This window comes from Collibacillus ludicampi, from assembly GCF_023705585.1.
GTDB classification, from domain to species: domain Bacteria; phylum Bacillota; class Bacilli; order Tumebacillales; family BOQE01; genus Collibacillus; species Collibacillus ludicampi.
Genome location: NZ_BOQE01000001.1, coordinates 2,917,448 through 2,935,815 on the forward strand (window position 1 = coordinate 2,917,448; position 18,368 = coordinate 2,935,815).

19 protein-coding genes, 1 tRNA gene, 4 pseudogenes and 1 riboswitch are annotated in these 18,368 nt (G+C 43.5%); of the genes and pseudogenes, 18 read left to right on the forward strand and 6 right to left on the reverse strand.

Going from position 1 to position 18,368, the window contains the following annotated elements; all coding sequences use genetic code 11:
* Positions 1-229 precede the first annotated feature (229 nt).
* The 5 genes and pseudogenes from DNHGIG_RS14755 (at position 230) to DNHGIG_RS14775 (ending at position 3,228) form a co-directional block, all read left to right on the forward strand.
* Positions 230-580, forward strand: a complete 351-nt coding sequence (locus tag DNHGIG_RS14755) for a GrpB family protein (protein ID WP_282201437.1) — start codon at positions 230-232, stop codon at positions 578-580.
* Between the two features lie 109 nt (positions 581-689).
* Entirely contained in the window at positions 690-1,814 is a 1,125-nt protein-coding gene (locus DNHGIG_RS14760; protein ID WP_282197990.1) for an IS4 family transposase, read from the forward strand.
* Between the two features lie 519 nt (positions 1,815-2,333).
* Positions 2,334-2,537, forward strand: a pseudogene (locus tag DNHGIG_RS14765) (PhzF family phenazine biosynthesis protein); the annotation flags it as partial.
* A pseudogene (istB, locus tag DNHGIG_RS14770) lies at positions 2,518-3,096 on the forward strand (IS21-like element helper ATPase IstB); the annotation flags it as partial. The pseudogenes DNHGIG_RS14765 and istB, both read left to right, overlap by 20 nt.
* A 35-nt stretch (positions 3,097-3,131) precedes the next feature.
* A tRNA-Sec gene (locus tag DNHGIG_RS14775) sits at positions 3,132-3,228 on the forward strand.
* Positions 3,229-3,592: 364 nt separating this feature from the next.
* Here DNHGIG_RS14775 and DNHGIG_RS14780 read toward each other — a convergent pair.
* The 3 genes from DNHGIG_RS14780 to DNHGIG_RS14790 all read right to left on the reverse strand — a co-directional run bounded on the left by DNHGIG_RS14780 (position 3,593) and on the right by DNHGIG_RS14790 (position 6,476).
* Positions 3,593-4,159, reverse strand: coding sequence for a beta-class carbonic anhydrase (locus DNHGIG_RS14780; RefSeq protein ID WP_282200308.1), 567 nt, complete (start codon positions 4,157-4,159; stop codon positions 3,593-3,595).
* A gap of 318 nt (positions 4,160-4,477) precedes the next feature.
* On the reverse strand, positions 4,478-5,056 hold the full coding sequence (locus DNHGIG_RS14785; RefSeq protein ID WP_282200309.1) for a TetR/AcrR family transcriptional regulator: 579 nt from the start codon (positions 5,054-5,056) through the stop codon (positions 4,478-4,480).
* A 106-nt stretch (positions 5,057-5,162) separates the two neighbouring features.
* Entirely contained in the window at positions 5,163-6,476 is a 1,314-nt protein-coding gene (locus DNHGIG_RS14790; protein WP_282200310.1) for a cytochrome P450, read from the reverse strand.
* 361 nt (positions 6,477-6,837) lie between these two features.
* Between DNHGIG_RS14790 and DNHGIG_RS14795 the strand changes: the two genes are divergently transcribed.
* On the forward strand, positions 6,838-7,098 hold the full coding sequence (locus DNHGIG_RS14795; RefSeq protein ID WP_282201493.1) for a hypothetical protein: 261 nt from the start codon (positions 6,838-6,840) through the stop codon (positions 7,096-7,098).
* Positions 7,099-7,185: 87 nt separating this feature from the next.
* Here the strand turns inward: DNHGIG_RS14795 and DNHGIG_RS14800 are convergent.
* Positions 7,186-7,494 (reverse strand): annotated as a pseudogene (locus tag DNHGIG_RS14800) (DUF421 domain-containing protein); the annotation flags it as partial.
* A 617-nt stretch (positions 7,495-8,111) separates the two neighbouring features.
* Between DNHGIG_RS14800 and DNHGIG_RS14805 the strand changes: the two are divergent.
* From DNHGIG_RS14805 to DNHGIG_RS14845, 11 genes and pseudogenes are all read left to right on the forward strand, one after another.
* The gene (locus DNHGIG_RS14805; protein ID WP_282200311.1) at positions 8,112-8,345 is read left to right on the forward strand and encodes a hypothetical protein; all 234 of its coding nucleotides are present in this window, start codon (positions 8,112-8,114) and stop codon (positions 8,343-8,345) included.
* Positions 8,346-8,400: 55 nt separating this feature from the next.
* Positions 8,401-8,718 (forward strand): IS66 family insertion sequence element accessory protein TnpA, encoded by a 318-nt coding sequence (gene tnpA, locus DNHGIG_RS14810; protein ID WP_282200312.1) that lies wholly within the window; start codon positions 8,401-8,403, stop codon positions 8,716-8,718.
* The gene (tnpB, locus tag DNHGIG_RS14815) at positions 8,712-9,068 is read left to right on the forward strand and encodes an IS66 family insertion sequence element accessory protein TnpB (protein WP_282200313.1); all 357 of its coding nucleotides are present in this window, start codon (positions 8,712-8,714) and stop codon (positions 9,066-9,068) included. The genes tnpA and tnpB overlap by 7 nt, the downstream gene beginning before the upstream one ends.
* A gap of 1 nt (position 9,069) precedes the next feature.
* Complete coding sequence (locus DNHGIG_RS21200; RefSeq protein ID WP_439647743.1) at positions 9,070-9,432, forward strand: IS66 family transposase; 363 nt, start codon at positions 9,070-9,072, stop codon at positions 9,430-9,432.
* Positions 9,433-9,442: 10 nt separating this feature from the next.
* Positions 9,443-10,554, forward strand: a pseudogene (gene tnpC, locus DNHGIG_RS14820) (IS66 family transposase).
* Positions 10,497-10,715, forward strand: coding sequence for a transposase domain-containing protein (locus DNHGIG_RS21205; RefSeq protein ID WP_282200275.1), 219 nt, complete (start codon positions 10,497-10,499; stop codon positions 10,713-10,715). The pseudogene tnpC and the gene DNHGIG_RS21205 overlap by 58 nt, the downstream one beginning before the upstream one ends.
* On the forward strand, positions 10,664-11,323 hold the full coding sequence (locus DNHGIG_RS14825) for a hypothetical protein (RefSeq protein WP_282200314.1): 660 nt from the start codon (positions 10,664-10,666) through the stop codon (positions 11,321-11,323). The genes DNHGIG_RS21205 and DNHGIG_RS14825 overlap by 52 nt, the downstream gene beginning before the upstream one ends.
* Positions 11,324-11,480: 157 nt before the next feature.
* Positions 11,481-11,608: riboswitch (cyclic di-AMP (ydaO/yuaA leader) on the forward strand.
* A complete protein-coding gene (locus tag DNHGIG_RS14830; protein WP_282200315.1) occupies positions 11,607-12,500 on the forward strand; it encodes a C40 family peptidase in 894 nt (297 codons plus the stop codon). It overlaps the preceding riboswitch by 2 nt.
* Before the next feature lie 170 nt (positions 12,501-12,670).
* A complete protein-coding gene (locus DNHGIG_RS14835) occupies positions 12,671-13,117 on the forward strand; it encodes a 2-thiouracil desulfurase family protein (protein WP_282200316.1) in 447 nt (148 codons plus the stop codon).
* 402 nt (positions 13,118-13,519) lie between these two features.
* On the forward strand, positions 13,520-13,831 hold the full coding sequence (locus DNHGIG_RS14840; protein WP_282200317.1) for a hypothetical protein: 312 nt from the start codon (positions 13,520-13,522) through the stop codon (positions 13,829-13,831).
* 531 nt (positions 13,832-14,362) lie between these two features.
* Positions 14,363-15,640: a helix-turn-helix domain-containing protein gene (locus DNHGIG_RS14845; protein ID WP_282200318.1), complete on the forward strand. Its 1,278-nt coding sequence runs from the start codon at positions 14,363-14,365 to the stop codon at positions 15,638-15,640.
* Between the two features lie 84 nt (positions 15,641-15,724).
* On the opposite strand, the gene DNHGIG_RS14850 is transcribed toward DNHGIG_RS14845, so the two are convergent.
* Positions 15,725-16,123 (reverse strand): acyl-CoA thioesterase, encoded by a 399-nt coding sequence (locus DNHGIG_RS14850; RefSeq protein WP_282200319.1) that lies wholly within the window; start codon positions 16,121-16,123, stop codon positions 15,725-15,727.
* Between the two features lie 90 nt (positions 16,124-16,213).
* On the opposite strand from DNHGIG_RS14850, the gene DNHGIG_RS14855 reads away from it, so the two are divergent.
* Complete coding sequence (locus tag DNHGIG_RS14855) at positions 16,214-17,275, forward strand: tartrate dehydrogenase (RefSeq protein ID WP_282200320.1); 1,062 nt, start codon at positions 16,214-16,216, stop codon at positions 17,273-17,275.
* Positions 17,276-17,444: 169 nt separating this feature from the next.
* Here DNHGIG_RS14855 and DNHGIG_RS14860 read toward each other — a convergent pair whose 3' ends face one another.
* Entirely contained in the window at positions 17,445-18,335 is an 891-nt protein-coding gene (locus DNHGIG_RS14860; RefSeq protein ID WP_282200321.1) for a selenium metabolism-associated LysR family transcriptional regulator, read from the reverse strand.
* Positions 18,336-18,368: the final 33 nt, after the last annotated feature.

Sequence of the window (18,368 nt, forward strand, 5' to 3'; positions counted from 1 at the left end):
TCTAATGAGAAAAAAATTATGGAGATTCAATGGGGAACTCTCATCTTTCAAATTATTGCTTTTATTATCATACTATTATTTTAATTCTCAGTAGTATATGGAGTTCATTTGATGATACAGAAATTTTTTTAAAAAAGAAATAAATTTAAATAAATAAATGGATCACTCATATTCGCTAGGCTACATATGATCGAAAGATTTTACACACAAATATGGACTTGATCTTGAAATTCTTTTCAAACAACAAAAAGAACGAATCAAAGAGTTATTACCTGATGCAGATGTTCAACATGTCGGAAGTACAGCAATTCCGGGTACTATAACAAAAGGAGATTTGGATATTCAGGTTCGCGTAACTGCTGATTGTTTTCCTGATGCTGTAAAAACATTGACTAAGTTATATGAACTTAATGACGGTAGCATACAAACTGATTGTTTCAGAGCCTTTAAGGATGACACTCTTGACCCACCATTAGGAGTTCAATTGACTGTAATCGGTTCTGAACACGATATATTTTATAAAATTAGGGATGTTTTATTAAACAACCCAATGTATAGGAAACCACTAGTGTTGCATTAATTAATTCAGAATATTCTTCTATTATTTTTTTCATCTCTTAAATAAAAAAATCCTTTACAATGGAGAGGTCAGGTAGTCCTGTCCAAATCCATTGAAAGGAAATACACTTATGGACAAGGATAAGGATACCCTACTTTCGGCATTTGGTAAATGGGTTGAACCACTTTTTCAGTGTAATTTTCAAGAAAAAGTAGATCAAAACCAACAAGATAAATACGCTAAGAAGCTTACTACGAAATCTTACGTCCTGTTATTTCTGCACGCCATCTTGCAAAAACGTGAAAGTTTACGTGCCGTTGCGGCAGATATCTTGAATCCTCATATGCAAGAATTCTTGCAATTAGATTCCATCAGCTATTCGCAACTTTCACGGAAACACCGTCAGGTGGATACCGATCTACTCGCTCATCTGTTTTTTTCTTTAGTTGGAAAAATCCAATGCATGGCTGCTAACCCTGCCGGGCGGAAGCCATACAAAATCATAGACTCAACTACGATCAGTTTATGTTTATCAAAATACCGCTGGGCGAGCTTTCGGAAAACCAAAGCGGGAATAAAAATCCACGTGAGCTTGGCATTTGTCGATCATGATGAAGTCTATCCTGAACAGATTCGTCTAACGACGGCGAAGCCTAATGACATCACACAAATGGATTCCTTGATTGATGATTCGGAAGCCATCTATGTGTTTGATCGTGGTTATGTCGATTACAAGAAATTTGATGATTATTGCCGTAGGGGAATAGGCTTTGTTACCCGTTTGAAGGACAATGCAACGTTCTACCTTCTGGAATCTCAAGTGCTTCATGAGAGTCCTGTCCTTGCGGACACAAAAGTGTTGCTAGGATCCCCTCAAAAGCCCATGGATCACGTACTTCGACTGGTCGAGGCAAAGGATTCACAGGGCAATGACATAAGAATTATTACCAACTGTTTTGATTTGTCAGCAGAAGAGATCAGTGACATATATCGTACACGATGGGCAATCGAATTGTTTTTTAAATGGATGAAACAACATTTGAGAATCAAAACGTTTTATGGTCTCTCCGAAACGGCGGTTTGGAACCAAGTGTATCTTGCTTTGATCACCTATTGTCTGATGATTCTAATGAAGATGCAAATTCAAACTACCAAAAGCTTATTGGAGTTGCTTCGAAGTCTAAAGGCCTTCTTATGGTGCGATTACATAGAATGGTTCAAGTACAATAGATCATCGAAAAAAAGGCGAAGGTAAGAGATCTCAGCAATGAATCGGCATGCCAGAATACAGGACAGTAACGGAACCCTTTCTTTTTAGAATATACATATTATACCAAATGGGCGGGGCTACCTTTAACGTGCTCTGTCCTTATTTTGTTAAAATAGCATTAGATTAAAACGCAGAAAATTCAGTTATAATTTATGCAACACTAGTGATAGGAAACAGTAAAATGAGCTGAAAAGGCAATATGAAGGTAAAGATATGGACGATTATAGATCGGCGAAAAGACTGTTTTTTGAAAGGTTAATGGAAACCCCTGAATATATAGAACTGAATAAAAAAGAAATATAATAAAACATTGATTTTGCTCGGTTACTTGTTCAACAAACAGAGATCGAGAGCTAAAAATACACAAATTAAACAGATGTTGGGCAGCCTGTTGTGCTAACGGGCAGTAATGCTGAAGAAAACAGTTACGAATTTAGTGGATGGAAAATTTTTAAAATTTTGTTGTGGTATATGATAATTAGAAATTAAGCTGGAGGTGTACTTGTGAAAGCAGAAACGGTTTATCATTACGACGCTTTCAGTAGTATTCCTAATATGGGGAACCCAGCGGAAGTAGTTTTAGATGGAGCAGACCTTACCGAAAAACAGATGCAAGAGGTAGCAGAAAAAGTAGGTTTTAATGAAACGGCTTTTGTACTCAAATCCGAAAATGCTGATTTAAGAATTCGTTTTGGATGCAGAAATCACAGAACGACAGAGGCGAAATCTGGAGGTCCGAACGAAACTGGCTCATCTTCCTTACAGGAAAACAATTGAAGAGTTTGACTTTGCTTTCCAACCCAGTATCAATGAGCGTCTCATCCGTGAACGGGCCACCATGGCATTTGTCACTCGAAATGAGAACGTTTTGTTCTTGGGGCCTCCCGAGGTTGGAAAGAGTCATTTGGCGGTGGCGTTAGCAATAGAAGCCATAAGACTTGGGATTTCTGTCTATTTTGTGAGCTTGACTTATATGATTGAAGATCTAAGGAAGGACTATGCGGAAAACTGACTGGACAAGCGATTACGTGTGTATATAAGGCCAAAAATTCTTATCATTGATTAAGTTGGGTATCTTCCTCTTGACAGTTTGGCTACGAATCTCTTCTTTCAAGTAGTGAGTGTTCGTTACGAGCGAGGGAGTATCTTGATGAACAGTAACAAAAGTTTTGGTGAATGGGGAGAGCTTATGGGAGATCCGGTATTGGCGACAACCGTCCTTGATCGTCTCCTTCACCATAGCTGGGTAGTCCTTGAAAACAATTGACCATCTTTGTTATACTATACCCTGTCATTGAATTTGGGAACGGATGGGGTACTGGTGTCCCTCCCGGTCTTCAAAACCGAGTGTGAGGCATGGGATGTCTCAGGTGGGTTCGATTCCCACACGTTCCCGCCAAAAATGTTGATATGATACGGATTTTAAACATTAGGATTCCTCGGGGATTCACATGGATTTTTGCAGGGAATCGTCGATAATTCAGGTGAAAAACGTATGTTATTGTAACCTCCTAACTACTCGTTAGGAGGTTTTTATTATGATTAAAACGAAGAAAATGCGTAAGTACGGCTAAGGTGAGCGTAACCCTGTTATCTACACGAAATTTACTTTAATTGAAGCGTTTCAACGATTCATTGACGCTAAAGTTGCGGAAGGATTAGCTTCAACAATCGTATCCCCAGTTGCCCATACGAGAAACCTCAAAGTTGCCAATAACACCTAATGCTTCAAGCAGAATATCCATGCTTTTTTGCAAGATGACTTACTGATCGGTATATCCGTTAACGATCAGATCGAGCTTGCCCGTCTCGGGATCGATGACCAGCCCGTGCACGGGAATGCCCGAGATCAACAGCGGGTGGTTTTTGATTACATCGACGCTGTGACGTACACTGTCCTCAACGCAGTCGAAGCCGCGAAGCCATGCGTGTAGGTCAATCCCTGAGCGCTGAATCGTTTGTATAGTCGTTGCGGAAACCCCTCGACTTACCATGTTATCCAAAGTTCTGCTCGGATCGATATTGCCCATGCCGCACCCGTGATGACCGATGACGCAAACCTCTTCCGCTCCCAACTCGTAAATCGCGACCAAAATGCTTCGCATCACGCTTCCGAAGGGATGCACGACGGTAGCACCCGCGTCCTTTATGATTTTCGCATCCCCGTTTCTCAGCCCCATCGCCCGCGGGAGAAGCTCCGTCAGTCTCGTGTCCATGCATGAAAGGACGACCAGCTTCTTGTCGGGATATTTTGTCGTCTCATATTTCTCGAACTCCCTGTCCTCGACGAACCGGTGATTGTGCTCCAAAATCCTTTCCAAAAGCTTCATCCAAAACCCTCCTGTCTTCGTTCGTGTTTCAATCCCTCATATGTAATCTACAAACCTAAATTTCGCCTTTCCGATATCGATTTCTACGCAGGTAATTAAGTATCATCTGCTGGATTCTAAGCGATACTTGTTTCACCTCGAACTAAACATTCTCAATTATAAATTCGACATCGTTCTCTGTCGATCCTCTAACCGATTTGAAACAATGACGGTTAGATTCCCACACGTTCCCTCCAAAAATGTTGATATTTTGCTGTTAAAGAAACAATAAACGCTGGCTGATTTGATAACCGCCAGCGATATGAAACGCTTTCTCTCCTAACGATTTCGTATGGATACAAACGTTAGTAAAGCTTTCTCAAGTTGGTCGTATGCCGCCGCGATCTCTTCCCGTCGTGCGCCTTGAAAAAACTGTAGAGCCAAACCGTCTAAAGCGGCCAGAACTAATCTTGCCATCCCGGTATCTTGGATTCCTATTTGCATATCCTCTGCGAGAATCACTTGCACAAGTTCTTCTTGCCGTTGTTTCATAGCTTTAGCCATATTTGGATTCCAAATCGATATGACCAAAAGATCAAAGTACACTTTTTGCCAGTCGGATCCGAGTACATGATTCGATCGCAAATAATGACTAGCCTTTTTGATTCTTTCATCTACAGAGGTAGCGTTGCTCAATTCCTCGCGCAACCCTTCTACCCCTTTACGAATCGCATATGATGCCGCTTCGATCAGAAGGCTTTCCTTATTCTCGAAGTAATAGTGAATTTGGCTCAAAGCCACGTTCGCAAGCTTCGCGATGTCACGCAGACTGACAGCATTCGATCCCGTTTCGGCTAAACAACGAATAGTAGCCTCCAATATCTTTTCATATACACCCGATGTTTTTCGTTCCTTCAAAACCGTCACCTCCTCCATTGTTGGACGGACGATGATTCTCCTTCAGTTAGCAGGAAGTACCGAATTACAAAAGGGGATGCCTTGAGAATAGCATCCCTTTTACTATTCAAGTTAACAATCGTTTGAGTACACGCATTCGTAACCCTTTTGGAACCAGTGTGATTAACGGTTCCGGTTCTACGACTGCTCCTTCTGCCAATTCCAGTTTAAATTGTTGACCAATCGTTGCCAATAAAAGTGTTGCTTCCATTAAGGCAAAGTTGTTTCCGATACACACGCGCGGTCCCCCACCAAATGGGAAGTATGCATAAGTCGGTATTGTCTTCAAAAAATCGCCTGTAAATCGCTCCGGTATGAACTCATCAGGATTCTTATACCATTTGGGGTCTCGATGTACCGCATATTGACTCATCATAAACCATTCGCCTTTTTTGAATTCATACTCCCCGATGACGACGTCTTCCTTTGCGATACGACCGATGGACCATGCTGCCGGGTACAACCGCATAGACTCTTGAATAATCATTCGAGTATAAGTGAGATCCGTTAGGCTTTCATAGGTAGGAGCTTGACAGTTAAGGACGCGTCGGAGTTCTTCATGGAATTTCTTTTCGACTTCCGGATGTTGGGATAACAAGTACCACGTCCATGCTAAAGTATTCGCGGTTGTCTCATGGCCTGCCAAGAAAATCGTAATCACTTGATCGCGCAGTTGTTTGTCGGTCATACCTGTACGCAATAAACTGGATAACAAATCGTGGCGCTTGTTTTCCGGTTGATTCCGGCGTTCTTCAATAATGGCGTAAATAATCTGATTGAGCCTTTCAAGCCCTTGTTGTAAAGCGAGGTTGCGCTTTTGTGTTTCCTCCGGTGGTTCGTGACCTTCCATGCGAATTTTCTCTGTGATCAGTCTGTGCCCTTCATCGATCAGTTCACGAAGGCCGTTCTCATTTTTGTCGATAACCGATGTTCCGAACATGGTATCTGTAATAATTTCTAATGTTACATCCATCATCTCTTTCGTGATATCTCGAATCTCGCCGTCTTGCCAACGAGTCAACATCTTTTCGGTAAACTTCACCATTGTCGGTGCATAAGCGCTAATATGTTTCATGTTGAAAAAAGGTTGCATGACCTGACGATCTTTTCGGTGTCTTTCCCCTTCGCTGGTGAGAATTCCTTCTCCTACCCACAATTTTAACACTTGTAGATTTTTGGATTTTATAAAGCTATCATGCTTTGTAATCAGGACTTCATGAATCATATCAGGATTTGAAACAAGATAGGGATATTCGATCTCAGCGGAAACAAGTTTAACTACATCACCGACATCTCTGGCTTTTACCAGGAGAGTGAGAGGATCTCTCACAAACTCTTCGAAGCTGCCAACGACTGGAGCGTTTTTGGCAAGTTGAACCATATATAAACCCCCTTATTCATAAAAACCGAACAATTATCAAGAAGATGAGAGGTTGGAACGAAATTACAGAACATTTACTTGGGATTTGTGATCAGTTTATTTTCACAAAAATCTCTCCAGATTAGACTGTTCTGCTGAACCTGACAATATGCTTATTTCGCATCACACCGAATCGGCTATAGTTCGGACGTCCGTCCGAAAATATAATATCATAGATAATATGAAATGTTAACTATACGATATCCTAAAAAGTTTTCAAAGGAGATTCGAAATCCAATTCGAAGGCTCAACGTAATATGATCGAAATTTGAGGGATAACCGTTTTTTCCGTTGCGGAAGATAGAAAGGAGGAGGTGTTTTGATGAGCCGAATGACAACGTACTTGTATTCCCCGGAAGGCGTCGTCGATCGTACAGATAACTGGGAAATATGTGTTTGTAATGAAGGGGATCGGTATCTTGTCAGAGCTGAAAATAGCGGAACCAATTTAACTTATGATTGGCAAGAATTCGATGCTCATTCGGAAGGGGAGGCATTTGCAGAGATGGTGAGTCTCATCAATGCCAATCAAAATCATCAAGTCGCGAAGCAGCCGCCATATGTCGGGCAAACGCCAACGTAAATTGCCCGATTTGAGTCGAACCTTCTTCGGTTCCAGGATGGCATATTCCACATCTTGAACGGAAAAGATATTTTTCTTTCGGAGAAGCATGCTTAAATCGTCCATATTCAATCGAACAGAAGAGAGTGCCTTTTCGGAAATTTGTCCTTTTTTGATGATAATCGTTGGCTCTCCATCCAGGATGACCCTTGCTCTTGAGGATTTTAGACTTAAATATTCAACAAAGAAAGTTAATAGTGTCCAAACAATTAAGCTAGTGATACCGTGGATCAATTGAATATCTCTATGTACAACCATATCTCCAGCAATATTGCCGAGTGCTATTCCTGTTATGTATGTAAAATTTGTAATTTGATTTAATTGTTTTTTACCAAGTATGCGTGTTAAAAGCAACAAAATAGAAAACCTATCAAAGCTCGCAGTGAAGTAGAAAGAATCGTATCCATGTTTCTCCTCCAGAAAAGCATCTTACTGCATTTTAATATCACCAGATTGTTAGAGGATAAACTGGATGAATTTAGAAAGGGTTCCTTACAAAAAAAGACCGGCAATGCCGAATGAACAGGCCTGCCGGTCTTTACATTTCTGTGGATCTTCCCTGAGTATTACTATATTGTTTTCCGCGTGCCGGGATACCAAATGGGTGTCCGTCCAGGCAAGCATGAATATCATGCACACAATCCGAACAGACAACCATCTCGCATTTCGAACACCATGTAAACCAATAAGCCGTTGCATTCATACAGGATGGGCAATCTTTCATCGCGTGCAAAGAATGATGTCTCATAGAACATTCCTCCCTAAATTTTTTCTTATTATACCCTAAACCGATTTGTCGAATGTTAGGAACCTTTGTCATATAACATCCATTAGTAAATTTTTTAATTTTTACACCGAAGAACGGCAAGGGTTGAAAACGGGTGAGGAAAATTGAGTGAGAACAGAAACAGATGAGGCGGTGTCATCATATGATGATCAATAGGGAGCGATCGGAACCAAGGGGGATCAACTTTATGAAAAAGCTGTACAAACTGATGAATGACTGTTATCTGAAACATGTGACAGTGAATCGTTATTTATCGGATCTCGGGGAAAAAAAGAATGAACTCATGAAGAAAATATCGGATCTGAATGCCCGTTACGAGTCTGATATCGAAAAAGTGTCGACTGCTAATGTGTTGACAGAGGACCAACTGGAAATCAAACATGCGCTTGATAGTAAGCGTCAAATACTTCCCACCTACTAACCTCGTATTGTATTTGAGATAATCTCCTCAAGATATTCGGAGAGGAGAACTTTCAATGTCCCATGCAGAATTAAGAAAAGAGTGGGAGGTACGGATCGCTGCTTTTCGGGCTAGCGGACAGAGTGCATCAGCTTGGTGTAGAGCTCATCAGTTGAAGCTTCATCAGTTCCGGTATTGGCTCCGGAAGTTTGAACACAAAGAAGCCGCTGTGACCCCATCATCCAAGTGGATATCGGTAGAAGTGGACGGGCAGACTGACGAGTCTAGAAACACCTTGCTCGTTAGAGTAGGGCAAGTAACCGTAGAGATCCAGCCTGGCTTTGATCCTGCCCTGCTGGCCGACGTCGTGCGAACACTCCAAACGTTATGCTAAGCGAAGCTAGTGTAGAGCGAGTATATCTGGCCTACGGAAGCACCGATCTACGGAAATCGATTGACGGGTTAGCTGTGCTCGTCAAGGAAGAGTTTGAACTCGACCCTTTCTCGCCCTGTCTCTTCGTTTTCTGCAATCGAAAGCGAGATAAACTGAAGATTCTTCATTGGGAACACAACGGTTTCTGGCTCTATTACCGCCGATTAGAGAAAGGAAAATTTCAGTGGCCGGAAGAAGCGAGCGCCGTACCGTTGAAAATTAGTCGTCGGGAGTTGCGTTGGCTACTCGATGGTCTATCTCTCGAACAGCGACAAGCTCACCCTGCCGTCACTGCGCGTACGATTCTATGATATGTACACCCAATTAGACTTTGGGATTAAAAAAAGGAATTCGCGGTATGTTGTCGAAATCAATAGTATTATGAAAAATCATACGCCGAACCCGACCCCTACTACAATTGAAGATCTCCAAAAAGAACGCGATTTGCTGAAAAATCAAATTGCTGAACTCACTGCCAAACTGAAGTGGTATGAGGAGCAGTTTCGTCTTAGCCAACAGCGCCGGTTTAGCTCTTCGAGCGAACGAACGAATGCCGATCAGCTTGAGCTTTTTAACGAAGCCGAGGTGGAGGCAGATCCCACTGTAGAGGAGCCTACCCTCGAAACCATTACGTACCGCCGCTCCAAAAACGCGGCCACCGGGAAACCAGCTTGAAAACCTGCCTGTGGAGACGATCGAGTATCGCCTGCCATCTGAGGAGCAGGTTTGTTCGTGTTGCGGTGGTTCTTTGCATGAAATGAGCACGGAGATACGGCAAGAGCTGAAGATCATTCCGGCCGAAGTCAAAGTGGTCAAGCATGTCCGTTACGTCTACTCCTGCCGCCGTTGTGAGCGTGAGGAGACAAGTACGCCGACAGTCACAGCTTCTATGCCTGCCCCCGTCTTTCCGGGGAGTTTGGCTTCTGCTTCCAGTATGGCCTATATCATGAGTCAAAAATATGTGGAGAGCATGCCTCTCTACCGACAAGAGCAACAGTTTGCAAGCCTGGGGATTGAGTTGTCTCGTCAGACCCTGGCCAACTGGATCCTCTACGGAGCGAATACCTGGTTGAGTCTGCTCTATGATCGCATGCGCGAGCACTTACTCAAGCAGGACATCTTGCACGCAGACGAGACGACCTTACAAGTGCTCCGTGAACCGGGCCGGGCCGCACAGACAACTTCTTATCTATGGCTGTACCGTACCGGGAGAGAAGATCCGCCCATCATCCTCTATGACTACCAGACGACACGGGCGAGCAAACACCCGCGTCAGTTTCTTTCCGGTTTCAAAGGATACCTGCACGTCGATGGCTATGCGGGTTACCATGGGATACCGGATGTGACCCTGGTCGGTTGTTGGGCTCACGCCCGGCGCAAATTCGATGAGGCACTCAAGGCGCTGCCTGAATCGAAGCGCTCGTCACCGGTAGCAGCCAAAGAGGGACTTACTTTCTGCAATCAACTCTTTGCGATTGAACGTGACTTAAAGGAGTGCACGCCTGAGGAACGTTACCATATCCGTCAAGAACGCAGCCGCCCTGTGTTGGATGCTTTTTTGGCATGGCTTCGTACTCAGAAACCGAAAGTGCTGCCCAAAAGTGCGTTCGGTCAGGCCATCTTGTATTGTCTGAACCAGTGGGAAAAATTAGAGGCGTTTTACAAGATGGGCGATTGGAGATCGATAACAACCGAAGTGAACGCGCGATCAAACCGTTTGTGATCGGTCGCAAAACTGGTTGTTCTCCAATACCCCGCGTGGTGCAAAGGCGAGTGCGATCATTTACAGTATCATAGAGACAGCGAAAGAAAATGGATTACATCCCTATTTCTATCTTACCTATCTCTTTGAGAAACTACCTAACCTAGATATGAAAGACAAAGATTCCTTAGATCAGCTTCTCCCTTGGTCAGAAAGCCTACCGCTTACCTGCCGGGCTATAAAAAAGAATACGTAAATCATACGAAAATCCCCATCTCTTCGAAAGGTGGGGATTATTTTACGCTTACGTCGACTGCTAATGTGTTGACAGAGGACCAACTGGAAATCAAACATGCGCTTGATAAAGCGAAGAAAGAATTTCAAGATATAGAAAAGTTACATGAAGCGATCGAGAAGGCAAGAGACCTGGAACTTCAACAACTTGAAGAAGAAATTGGGGAGGAGTTTGAGAATTATATATCTCATGTTTATGAAGCGTTTGAAGAAAGTTGCACGGACTTACTGGAAATCAAATTCACATATTTGGCGAGGCTTTATGAATTCCGCAAGCAATTTGACGAACTTGCAGAGCTGGTACAAGAAGTCGAAAAAATTCGCAAAAGATCGGGTATTACCTTTGGATCTGAGCGTTTGAATCACTTATCCACGCTTGCGCTAATCTCAGCGAGCTCGCGAGATGAACAACCCATGTACCGTATTCATGACAACGAAATCAATGATATCTTTATCGATGGGAGAATTCATAAGTATCCGCAAGTTTACGCGTTCTATAAATATGGAAAAGTATATCGATCCGAGGAAGAAGCGATGACATACATCAAGGAAAAAGAGACAGAATGCTAGGGGAACATCCACTTCCGTTTGTAAACATACTCCAATAAGACTCAGCCGATTTCGCTGAGATTTTTTTGTAACATAATTATAACATTTTAACTAGAGGATTATTTGTACTTCTGTAGAATATTTTTCTACATCATTCTACAAAAAAGTTTGTCGATGAGACAGAAATCTGCCGAATCTGACATGATGTCAGTACGGGGGATATTTTTCGGGGTGAATCGCTTCAAGGCGTAGGGTACCTCTACCCGAATCCGTCAACTAACCTCGGAGGCATAGGAGGAGAGAAATGAAAAAGGTAAGTATGGGCTTTATCTTCACAGGCATGGTGTGCCTTGCAGCGAGTCTGGCACCGCAAGCGCATGCCGCTGCGGATTCACTGGAAATTATGGTCGATAATCAGATCGTGCAATTTCCAGATGCCAAACCATTCATCGATGAGAATGGCCGAACGCAAGTTCCTGTTCGTTTTGTAGCCGATCAGTTGGGCTTCAAAGTCAATTGGAAGCTGGAAAACGGCTCAGTGAAAGTCATGCTGGCAAAAGACGCAAAGTCGATCGTATTGAAGGAAGGTGAAACAGTAGCGACCATTAATGGACAACCTGTCTCTCTGGATTCGAGTGTAATGATTAAAAACGACCGGACTTTTGTACCGCTTCGCTTTATCGCCGAATCTGTCGGCAAATACGTCAACTGGGACGAGAACCGAAACGCTGTTTCCATCTCATCGGACAAGCCGGTGATGATGATGGCCGATGTATCACCTACTCCCTTGAAACCGGCCACACGTTCTTTGAATGACGAGAATAAACCTTCTATTACATCCCAATCTTCAAGCATGATTGCGTATGCTGAGAAATATATCGGGGTTCCGTATGTTTGGGGCGGGACAAGCCCTGACGGATTTGATTGCTCCGGATTTGTGCAATATGTGTTCAATCACTTTGGGGTGCAGTTACCGAGGACAGCTTCCGACATGTATTCTGCCGGCACTCCTGTGAGCTCTTTGCAACCCGGAGATCTGGTATTTTTCTCAACATATGCATCTGGTGCATCCCACGTGGGTATTTACATAGGGAATAATGAGTTTATTTCGGCCACTTCCTCCCATGGCGTGAAAATCTGTAATCTCAATGACCCTTATTACTGGGGACCACGTTATATTGGAGCGAGACGATTCTAAAGGCACGGAAAAGAGCACCGTATGAGAACGTTTGGTCGTTCTTTTGGGTGCTCTTTTCTTTTCGAGGATTGTGAATTTCGGTCATACTATAAAGGAAGAGAGATTCGACCATGTTTGAGAAATGTTGAACGATCGTAGGAAGGCGAATTGTTCATGTGAGGTGAGTAGTCATGAAAGTCGTTAGTGCTTGTTTAATGGGGTGTGAATGCCGCTATGATAAAAAATCAAATTGGCATCAAGAAATTGAACAACTTGTTAAAGAAGGGAAAGCGATACCGGTCTGTCCGGAACAGTTAGGAGGACTTCCAACCCCACGCAATCCTGCCGAAATCGTCGGAGGAGACGGTTTTGATGTCTTGGATGGTAACGCGAGAGTCATAGATAATCAAGGAAATGATGTGACGCAAATGTTCATTGATGGTGCTTATCAAGCACTAAGAATCGCTAAGATAGTGGGTGCCACAGAGGCGATTTTAAAGGAAAGGAGTCCATCGTGCGGCAGTCGTCAGATATATAATGGAACTTTCTCCAAAATGAAGAAGGAGGGGGTCGGTGTGACAGCGGCATTGCTAATCAGAAATGGAATTCGTGTACAGTCGGAAGAAAGCTTGGAGTAGTATTTCCATCCCTTGTGAAAATGTAGATATCGAAGTATATGAGGATATTCATCCTGAATGAACGGGTGGGGGTATTAGAGAGGGTGAGTGCAGGGGGGCATCTTTTTTGTCCCTGCACGATCAGAATCGATAGCCATACTTGTTACGGCTTGTACTTCCTGGGCGTCAGAATCAGATTGACTACCGCATTTGCAAAATTGACCAAAGCGGTCAAGATTGCGAGTATGGCCACCCATACACCCCCTTGGCGGGAGCTTGAAACACTCCCTTTATGATAATAAGATGCAGGAATGAAAAGAAAAGGTGAACGTCTGGTGGAATTTCTCAAGGAGGTTTTGTGCCGGTATCTTACAAAAAGCTGCGGATGTCATGTATGATAGAGAAAAAGGAGGGAGCGAACTCATGTCTTTTGACATTTTATCCTACGTAATCGAAGCAAAAGAGGAATTTGATCGAACAGTCGCTTGCAAGCATACGAAGTTTGACGACTTATATCCGTATATGTTGGAACATCAATCGTTTTTCTGGTTTAAACGTCATGCGGCATGGGCGAGTCTTCTCACAACCATTCACATTGCGGAAGGTGCTGGAGCTGATTGGCGGCGACTGTTTACGGAGCGTCAGTTATCCATGATTGAAGGAAAAGTTTTAGACAAAGAAGTTCTCGATTGCTGGCTGGAAACCAGTCAGGAGCCCGACATGGAAAAGATCTGATCGCTGCATTCGATTCGCTTCTTAAATCTGAATGTTTTAAAAGTAGTTGCGCGAAGACGATGTAATTATTAACGGCAAAGAGGATACCGAATGGGCCTCATTGCATGCGAAAGACGGATGGAGATTTTCCATCCGTCTTTTTGCGGAAAGCAAGGTATACAAGACTCAATGAACCATTGTGAACGCGTTTTTAGAAGAATGGTATTTCATCAGTGATGAGAAGAATGGGAAGAAGTACGAGTGTTCCGATAACTAAGAACGACATCAACAGCCCCCAGGCAAACTGGCGCAGACAAGTCACTTCTTTCTCCTCACCTTCTTGTGATATTTATAATAATTTTCTTATAATTTTTATGTTATGTCAATTGGAGAAATCTTGGTTTCGATATAAGACTTCTTATAAGTTGAATATAGTTAAATTTTAGAAAAATAACACTAAACATATTGTAAAATATGTAAAAAGTATGTAGAATATGGTCAAGTAGTTAAATTATAAAAATTGCAATTCTTCGGTTGGGGGAGGTCGTGATTATGGGGATCACACTTGGAGAATTAGTTCGCGAGAAGCGTTTGGAAAAAGGCTTCTCACAAACGGAATTAGGCCGGGGAATCGTGACGCCCAGTATGATCAGCCAAATTGAATTAGGCCGTGTTCAACCTTCTTACGGAGTCTTGCAAGCTCTCGCGGAGCGTTTAGAGTCACCGATTGAGATGTTTCTGGAACTATTGAAAGAAAGCACAGAATGGAAATCGCGGCTCACGTTTGCACTGTGGTTGAAAGATTCTCATAATTACAGTCAGGCGATTCCTATTCTTGAAGAGCTCATCGGAGATCCCGAATGTTCACGCGATGATGTAATTTGGCACTTGATACAATGTTATATGGAAGAAAAACAGTACGAGAAGGCGGAATTGATTCTTGAATCGCAATTGATCGAATATCGAGAGAAAAAGAACAAGAAAAGGTACATACAAACGCTCGAATCAATTGCTCAAATCAAGATGTCCAATCATGAATATGAAGTGGCCCGAACATATTTAAAACAGGCGTTGAAATCTCTCGGTCCCTCCGACTCATTGAGAGAAGGGAAGATTCTCTTCAAAATGGCTCAATGTTGCGCACATTTGGGTATGCACGAAGAAGCGATTCAACACTACCAAACGGCGTATCAATTGATGGCAGACAGATGTAAATCCACAGAACTCGCGGATCTCTGTTATGAAATGGCCGTATCCTATCGCAACATGTTCGTTTTTGAAAAAGCAGAAGCCTATACTGTGAAGGCGATTGAGTTGTATCAGGAAATGCAACGGGAAGAAGAGAGGATTCGATCAGTCTTGCATTATGGCCTGTTACTTGCCGAGTGGGGACGTTTGGAAGAAGCGAGAGAGAAGGTTGAATCGTGTGTCGAAGAGGCCAGAACGATACAGTTACAGACTCTCGAAATCAAGGCTACAAGGATTCTTGCGGAAATCGCTTTGCAAAAAGGAAATGATCATGAAGCGCAAAGTTTCGCGCAAAGCGTTCTGCGGAATGCGGAGGAAGCAGTCATTGAACAGGGACACGCACATTATATACTGGGTAAGCTTGCACAAAAGAGTGAGCGTTGGATGGAGGCGATGGAGCATTTACAAAAGGCCGCACATCTCTTCTCAACATGTAAATCCGTTCATCGTTTTATACAAGCTGCTTCAAGTTGGGCGGAATGTTCTAAACGAACGGGAGATATGGTGAGTGCTGTCGAAATTTTGACGAACATGCATGAGACCGCCTCACAAATCCTCAAAGACAGAGGAATCATTTTATAAGAACGTTTGGAATTTCTTTATAATAACGGAGAGCCCAGACGTATCTCAAGGGCTCTCCTTATACGAGTTACTCATGAAACCCTCTTATGTTTCCGGGAACCATTTCCTCAATTCCTGCGGAACTTCCCGGCTTTTTCTCGTTTCGATATCCATGGTTACGGAAGTTACCAGGGCATCTGCGACGACCTGTCCCTGCGCGTTACGGATTTCCTGGGAAAGAATATAGCTTGTGCGTCCAACTTGTTTCGGACGAGTGATAATGGTGAGATGTTCTCCTTGACGGCATTCCTTTCGATAGTTGATATTAATATTCACAGTTACGGTTTGAATCCCCATCTGGGTAAACACATCATAGGCCAAGCCAGCACGTTCATACCATTCCTCGCGCCCCCACTCAAGGTATTCCAAGTACTTAGCATTGTTTACATGTCCGTTAACGTCAATCTCAGTTGAGCGAACGACAATATCAAGCGAAACTTCCATAGTAGCCTCCCGATAATTAGAAATAGCATAAGTATATTGTACAATGGGATGGATGGGGAATCTATCATCTTCATAACAAAGGAGGAAACCATGAACAAATATGAAATCGCGCTTATTCCGGGAGATGGGATCGGAAAAGAAGTGGTACCTGCCGCTGTAAAGGTGCTGGAAGCCGCAGCGGAGATCGACGGGGGTTTTTCGTGGTCTTTTACAGAATTTCCGTGGAGCTGTGAATATTACTTGAAACACGGGGTCATGATGCCTGAGGACGGGCTTGAAACGTTGAAAAACTTTCAACATATTTTCCTTGGAGCGGTAGGTATGCCAAGCCTCGTACCCGACCATGTTTCCTTATGGGGATTGCTCATTAAGATCCGCCGCTCTTTCGAGCAAGCGGTTAACATCCGACCGGCGAAACTTCTGCGGGGGCTTGAATCTCCGCTCAGAGATCCCAAGCCTTTCGATCTGATTGTCGTCCGTGAAAACTCCGAGGGGGAGTACTCGGAAATCGGCGGAAGCATCCATAAGGGAATGGATGAAGTTGTCATTCAAAACAACGTTTTCACGAGAAAAGGGACAGAGCGGGCGATACGATACGGTTTTGAACTGGCGAAGTCGAGACGGAAACACGTGACCAGCGCGACGAAATCGAATGGTATCGTATATTCCATGCCTTTCTGGGATCGAGTCTTTAACGAAGTGAAGACCGATTATCCAGACATTGAAACGACTTCCACTCATATTGATGCTCTGGCCGCTTATTTTGTGATGAAACCGCATCTATTCGATGTCATTGTATCTTCAAATCTCTTCGGCGACATTTTGACGGATCTTGGCGGAGCGATCATGGGAAGCATTGGGATCGCTCCGGCGGCCAATATTAATGTAGAAGGAAAGTATCCTTCGATGTTTGAACCTGTGCATGGATCCGCCCCGGATATCGCTGGGAAAGGAATCGCCAACCCGATCGGTCAGATTTGGACAGGGAAGATGCTGTTAGACCATCTGGGGCATCAAGAAGTGGGGAATTTGATCCTCGAAGCGATTGAAGATACTTTAGAAGCGGGAATCAAAACACCCGATCTCAAAGGCAATGCAACAACGGAAGAAGTGACGTCAGCGATCATTGCGAACATGAAAAAACGAGTGTAGCATGTATACGAATCAAGCCCTTGGTCTTACCAGCCGACAAGACCAAGGGCTTTCTTGTGATCGCCCCTTTCACTAAGGATTGCAATGTAACGCTTGCATGTTGTAGGTTCGTTTTCACCTCCATTGTTGCTTATACCAAAGTGTATTCTGCTGGAGATGGTGGACAACACTATTTTTTTGAGAATTCACTCACTTTTTCTTTGATGTGGGAAATAAAAGCATCGAGAAAAGGTTGATTGCGTCTCGTACGTTCGTAAATCAGATAGAAAGAGCGTTCGATCGGCAATTCGAGGAGTATCGCAATCTGATTGTTTTCTGCCGCTTGTCTGGCGGCCATTTCGGAAATAAAAGCGATTCCAAGACCGGCCTGCACCATAGAAAGGATCGCTTCCGTACTGTCGACCAAAGCAACACAAGTGAGGTCTTCCACGGAAAGCCCCATACGTGACAACCCTTCGATCGCTGTTTGCCAAGTTCCCGATCCGGGTTTACGAAAAATAAAAGGGCGGTCGGTGATTTCGGAAATACTCCGAATCGGCGGATGTCCGGGTGGTCCGATTATGGCAAGGCGGTCTTTTGCCAATTTGAGTGTATCCAACAAGTTCGATTTTGGCGGCAGGCCGATGATTCCCACATCGAGATATCTTTCCTTGACAAGATTTTCTACTTCTGTAGAATCATTTGTCGTCAACTGTACTTCAATCCCGGGATATTGTTCCCTAAACGAGCGCAAAAGAGAAGGAAGAATGTAGGAAGTAGGGATGGTGCTCGCTCCGATGCGCAAGATTCCTGTCAAAATATTTTGATACGCATGGCAAACGCGAGTTAATTCCCCCCACATCTCAAGTAATTTTTTTCCTTTTTTGTAGACGAGTCTCCCCACTTCCGTCAACGTCGGCGGCATTGTATCACGGTGAAAAAGTTCTACGCCCAATTCTTCTTCTAATGTTTTGATTTGCTTGCTGATTGCGGGCTGACTCAACCCCAACATTTCCGCTACGGTGGAAAAATTTTTGTGGTCAGCCGCCAAGAGAAATGTTTGTAAACGCTTTAAATTCATGGTATCACTTCCCTGGACGCACGTATTGTCATA

Coding starts and splice junctions, on each gene's coding strand:
- DNHGIG_RS14760 (WP_282197990.1), top strand. CDS start 690: ATGGACAAGGATAAGGATACCCTACTTTCGGCATTTGGTAAATGGGTT.
- DNHGIG_RS14780 (WP_282200308.1), bottom strand. CDS start 4,159: ATGAAGCTTTTGGAAAGGATTTTGGAGCACAATCACCGGTTCGTCGAG.
- DNHGIG_RS14790 (WP_282200310.1), bottom strand. CDS start 6,476: ATGGTTCAACTTGCCAAAAACGCTCCAGTCGTTGGCAGCTTCGAAGAG.
- DNHGIG_RS14795 (WP_282201493.1), top strand. CDS start 6,838: ATGAGCCGAATGACAACGTACTTGTATTCCCCGGAAGGCGTCGTCGAT.
- DNHGIG_RS14805 (WP_282200311.1), top strand. CDS start 8,112: ATGAAAAAGCTGTACAAACTGATGAATGACTGTTATCTGAAACATGTG.
- tnpA (WP_282200312.1), top strand. CDS start 8,401: ATGTCCCATGCAGAATTAAGAAAAGAGTGGGAGGTACGGATCGCTGCT.
- tnpB (WP_282200313.1), top strand. CDS start 8,712: ATGCTAAGCGAAGCTAGTGTAGAGCGAGTATATCTGGCCTACGGAAGC.
- DNHGIG_RS21200 (WP_439647743.1), top strand. CDS start 9,070: ATGTACACCCAATTAGACTTTGGGATTAAAAAAAGGAATTCGCGGTAT.
- DNHGIG_RS14830 (WP_282200315.1), top strand. CDS start 11,607: ATGAAAAAGGTAAGTATGGGCTTTATCTTCACAGGCATGGTGTGCCTT.
- DNHGIG_RS14835 (WP_282200316.1), top strand. CDS start 12,671: ATGAAAGTCGTTAGTGCTTGTTTAATGGGGTGTGAATGCCGCTATGAT.
- DNHGIG_RS14840 (WP_282200317.1), top strand. CDS start 13,520: ATGTCTTTTGACATTTTATCCTACGTAATCGAAGCAAAAGAGGAATTT.
- DNHGIG_RS14845 (WP_282200318.1), top strand. CDS start 14,363: ATGGGGATCACACTTGGAGAATTAGTTCGCGAGAAGCGTTTGGAAAAA.
- DNHGIG_RS14850 (WP_282200319.1), bottom strand. CDS start 16,123: ATGGAAGTTTCGCTTGATATTGTCGTTCGCTCAACTGAGATTGACGTT.
- DNHGIG_RS14855 (WP_282200320.1), top strand. CDS start 16,214: ATGAACAAATATGAAATCGCGCTTATTCCGGGAGATGGGATCGGAAAA.
- DNHGIG_RS14860 (WP_282200321.1), bottom strand. CDS start 18,335: ATGAATTTAAAGCGTTTACAAACATTTCTCTTGGCGGCTGACCACAAA.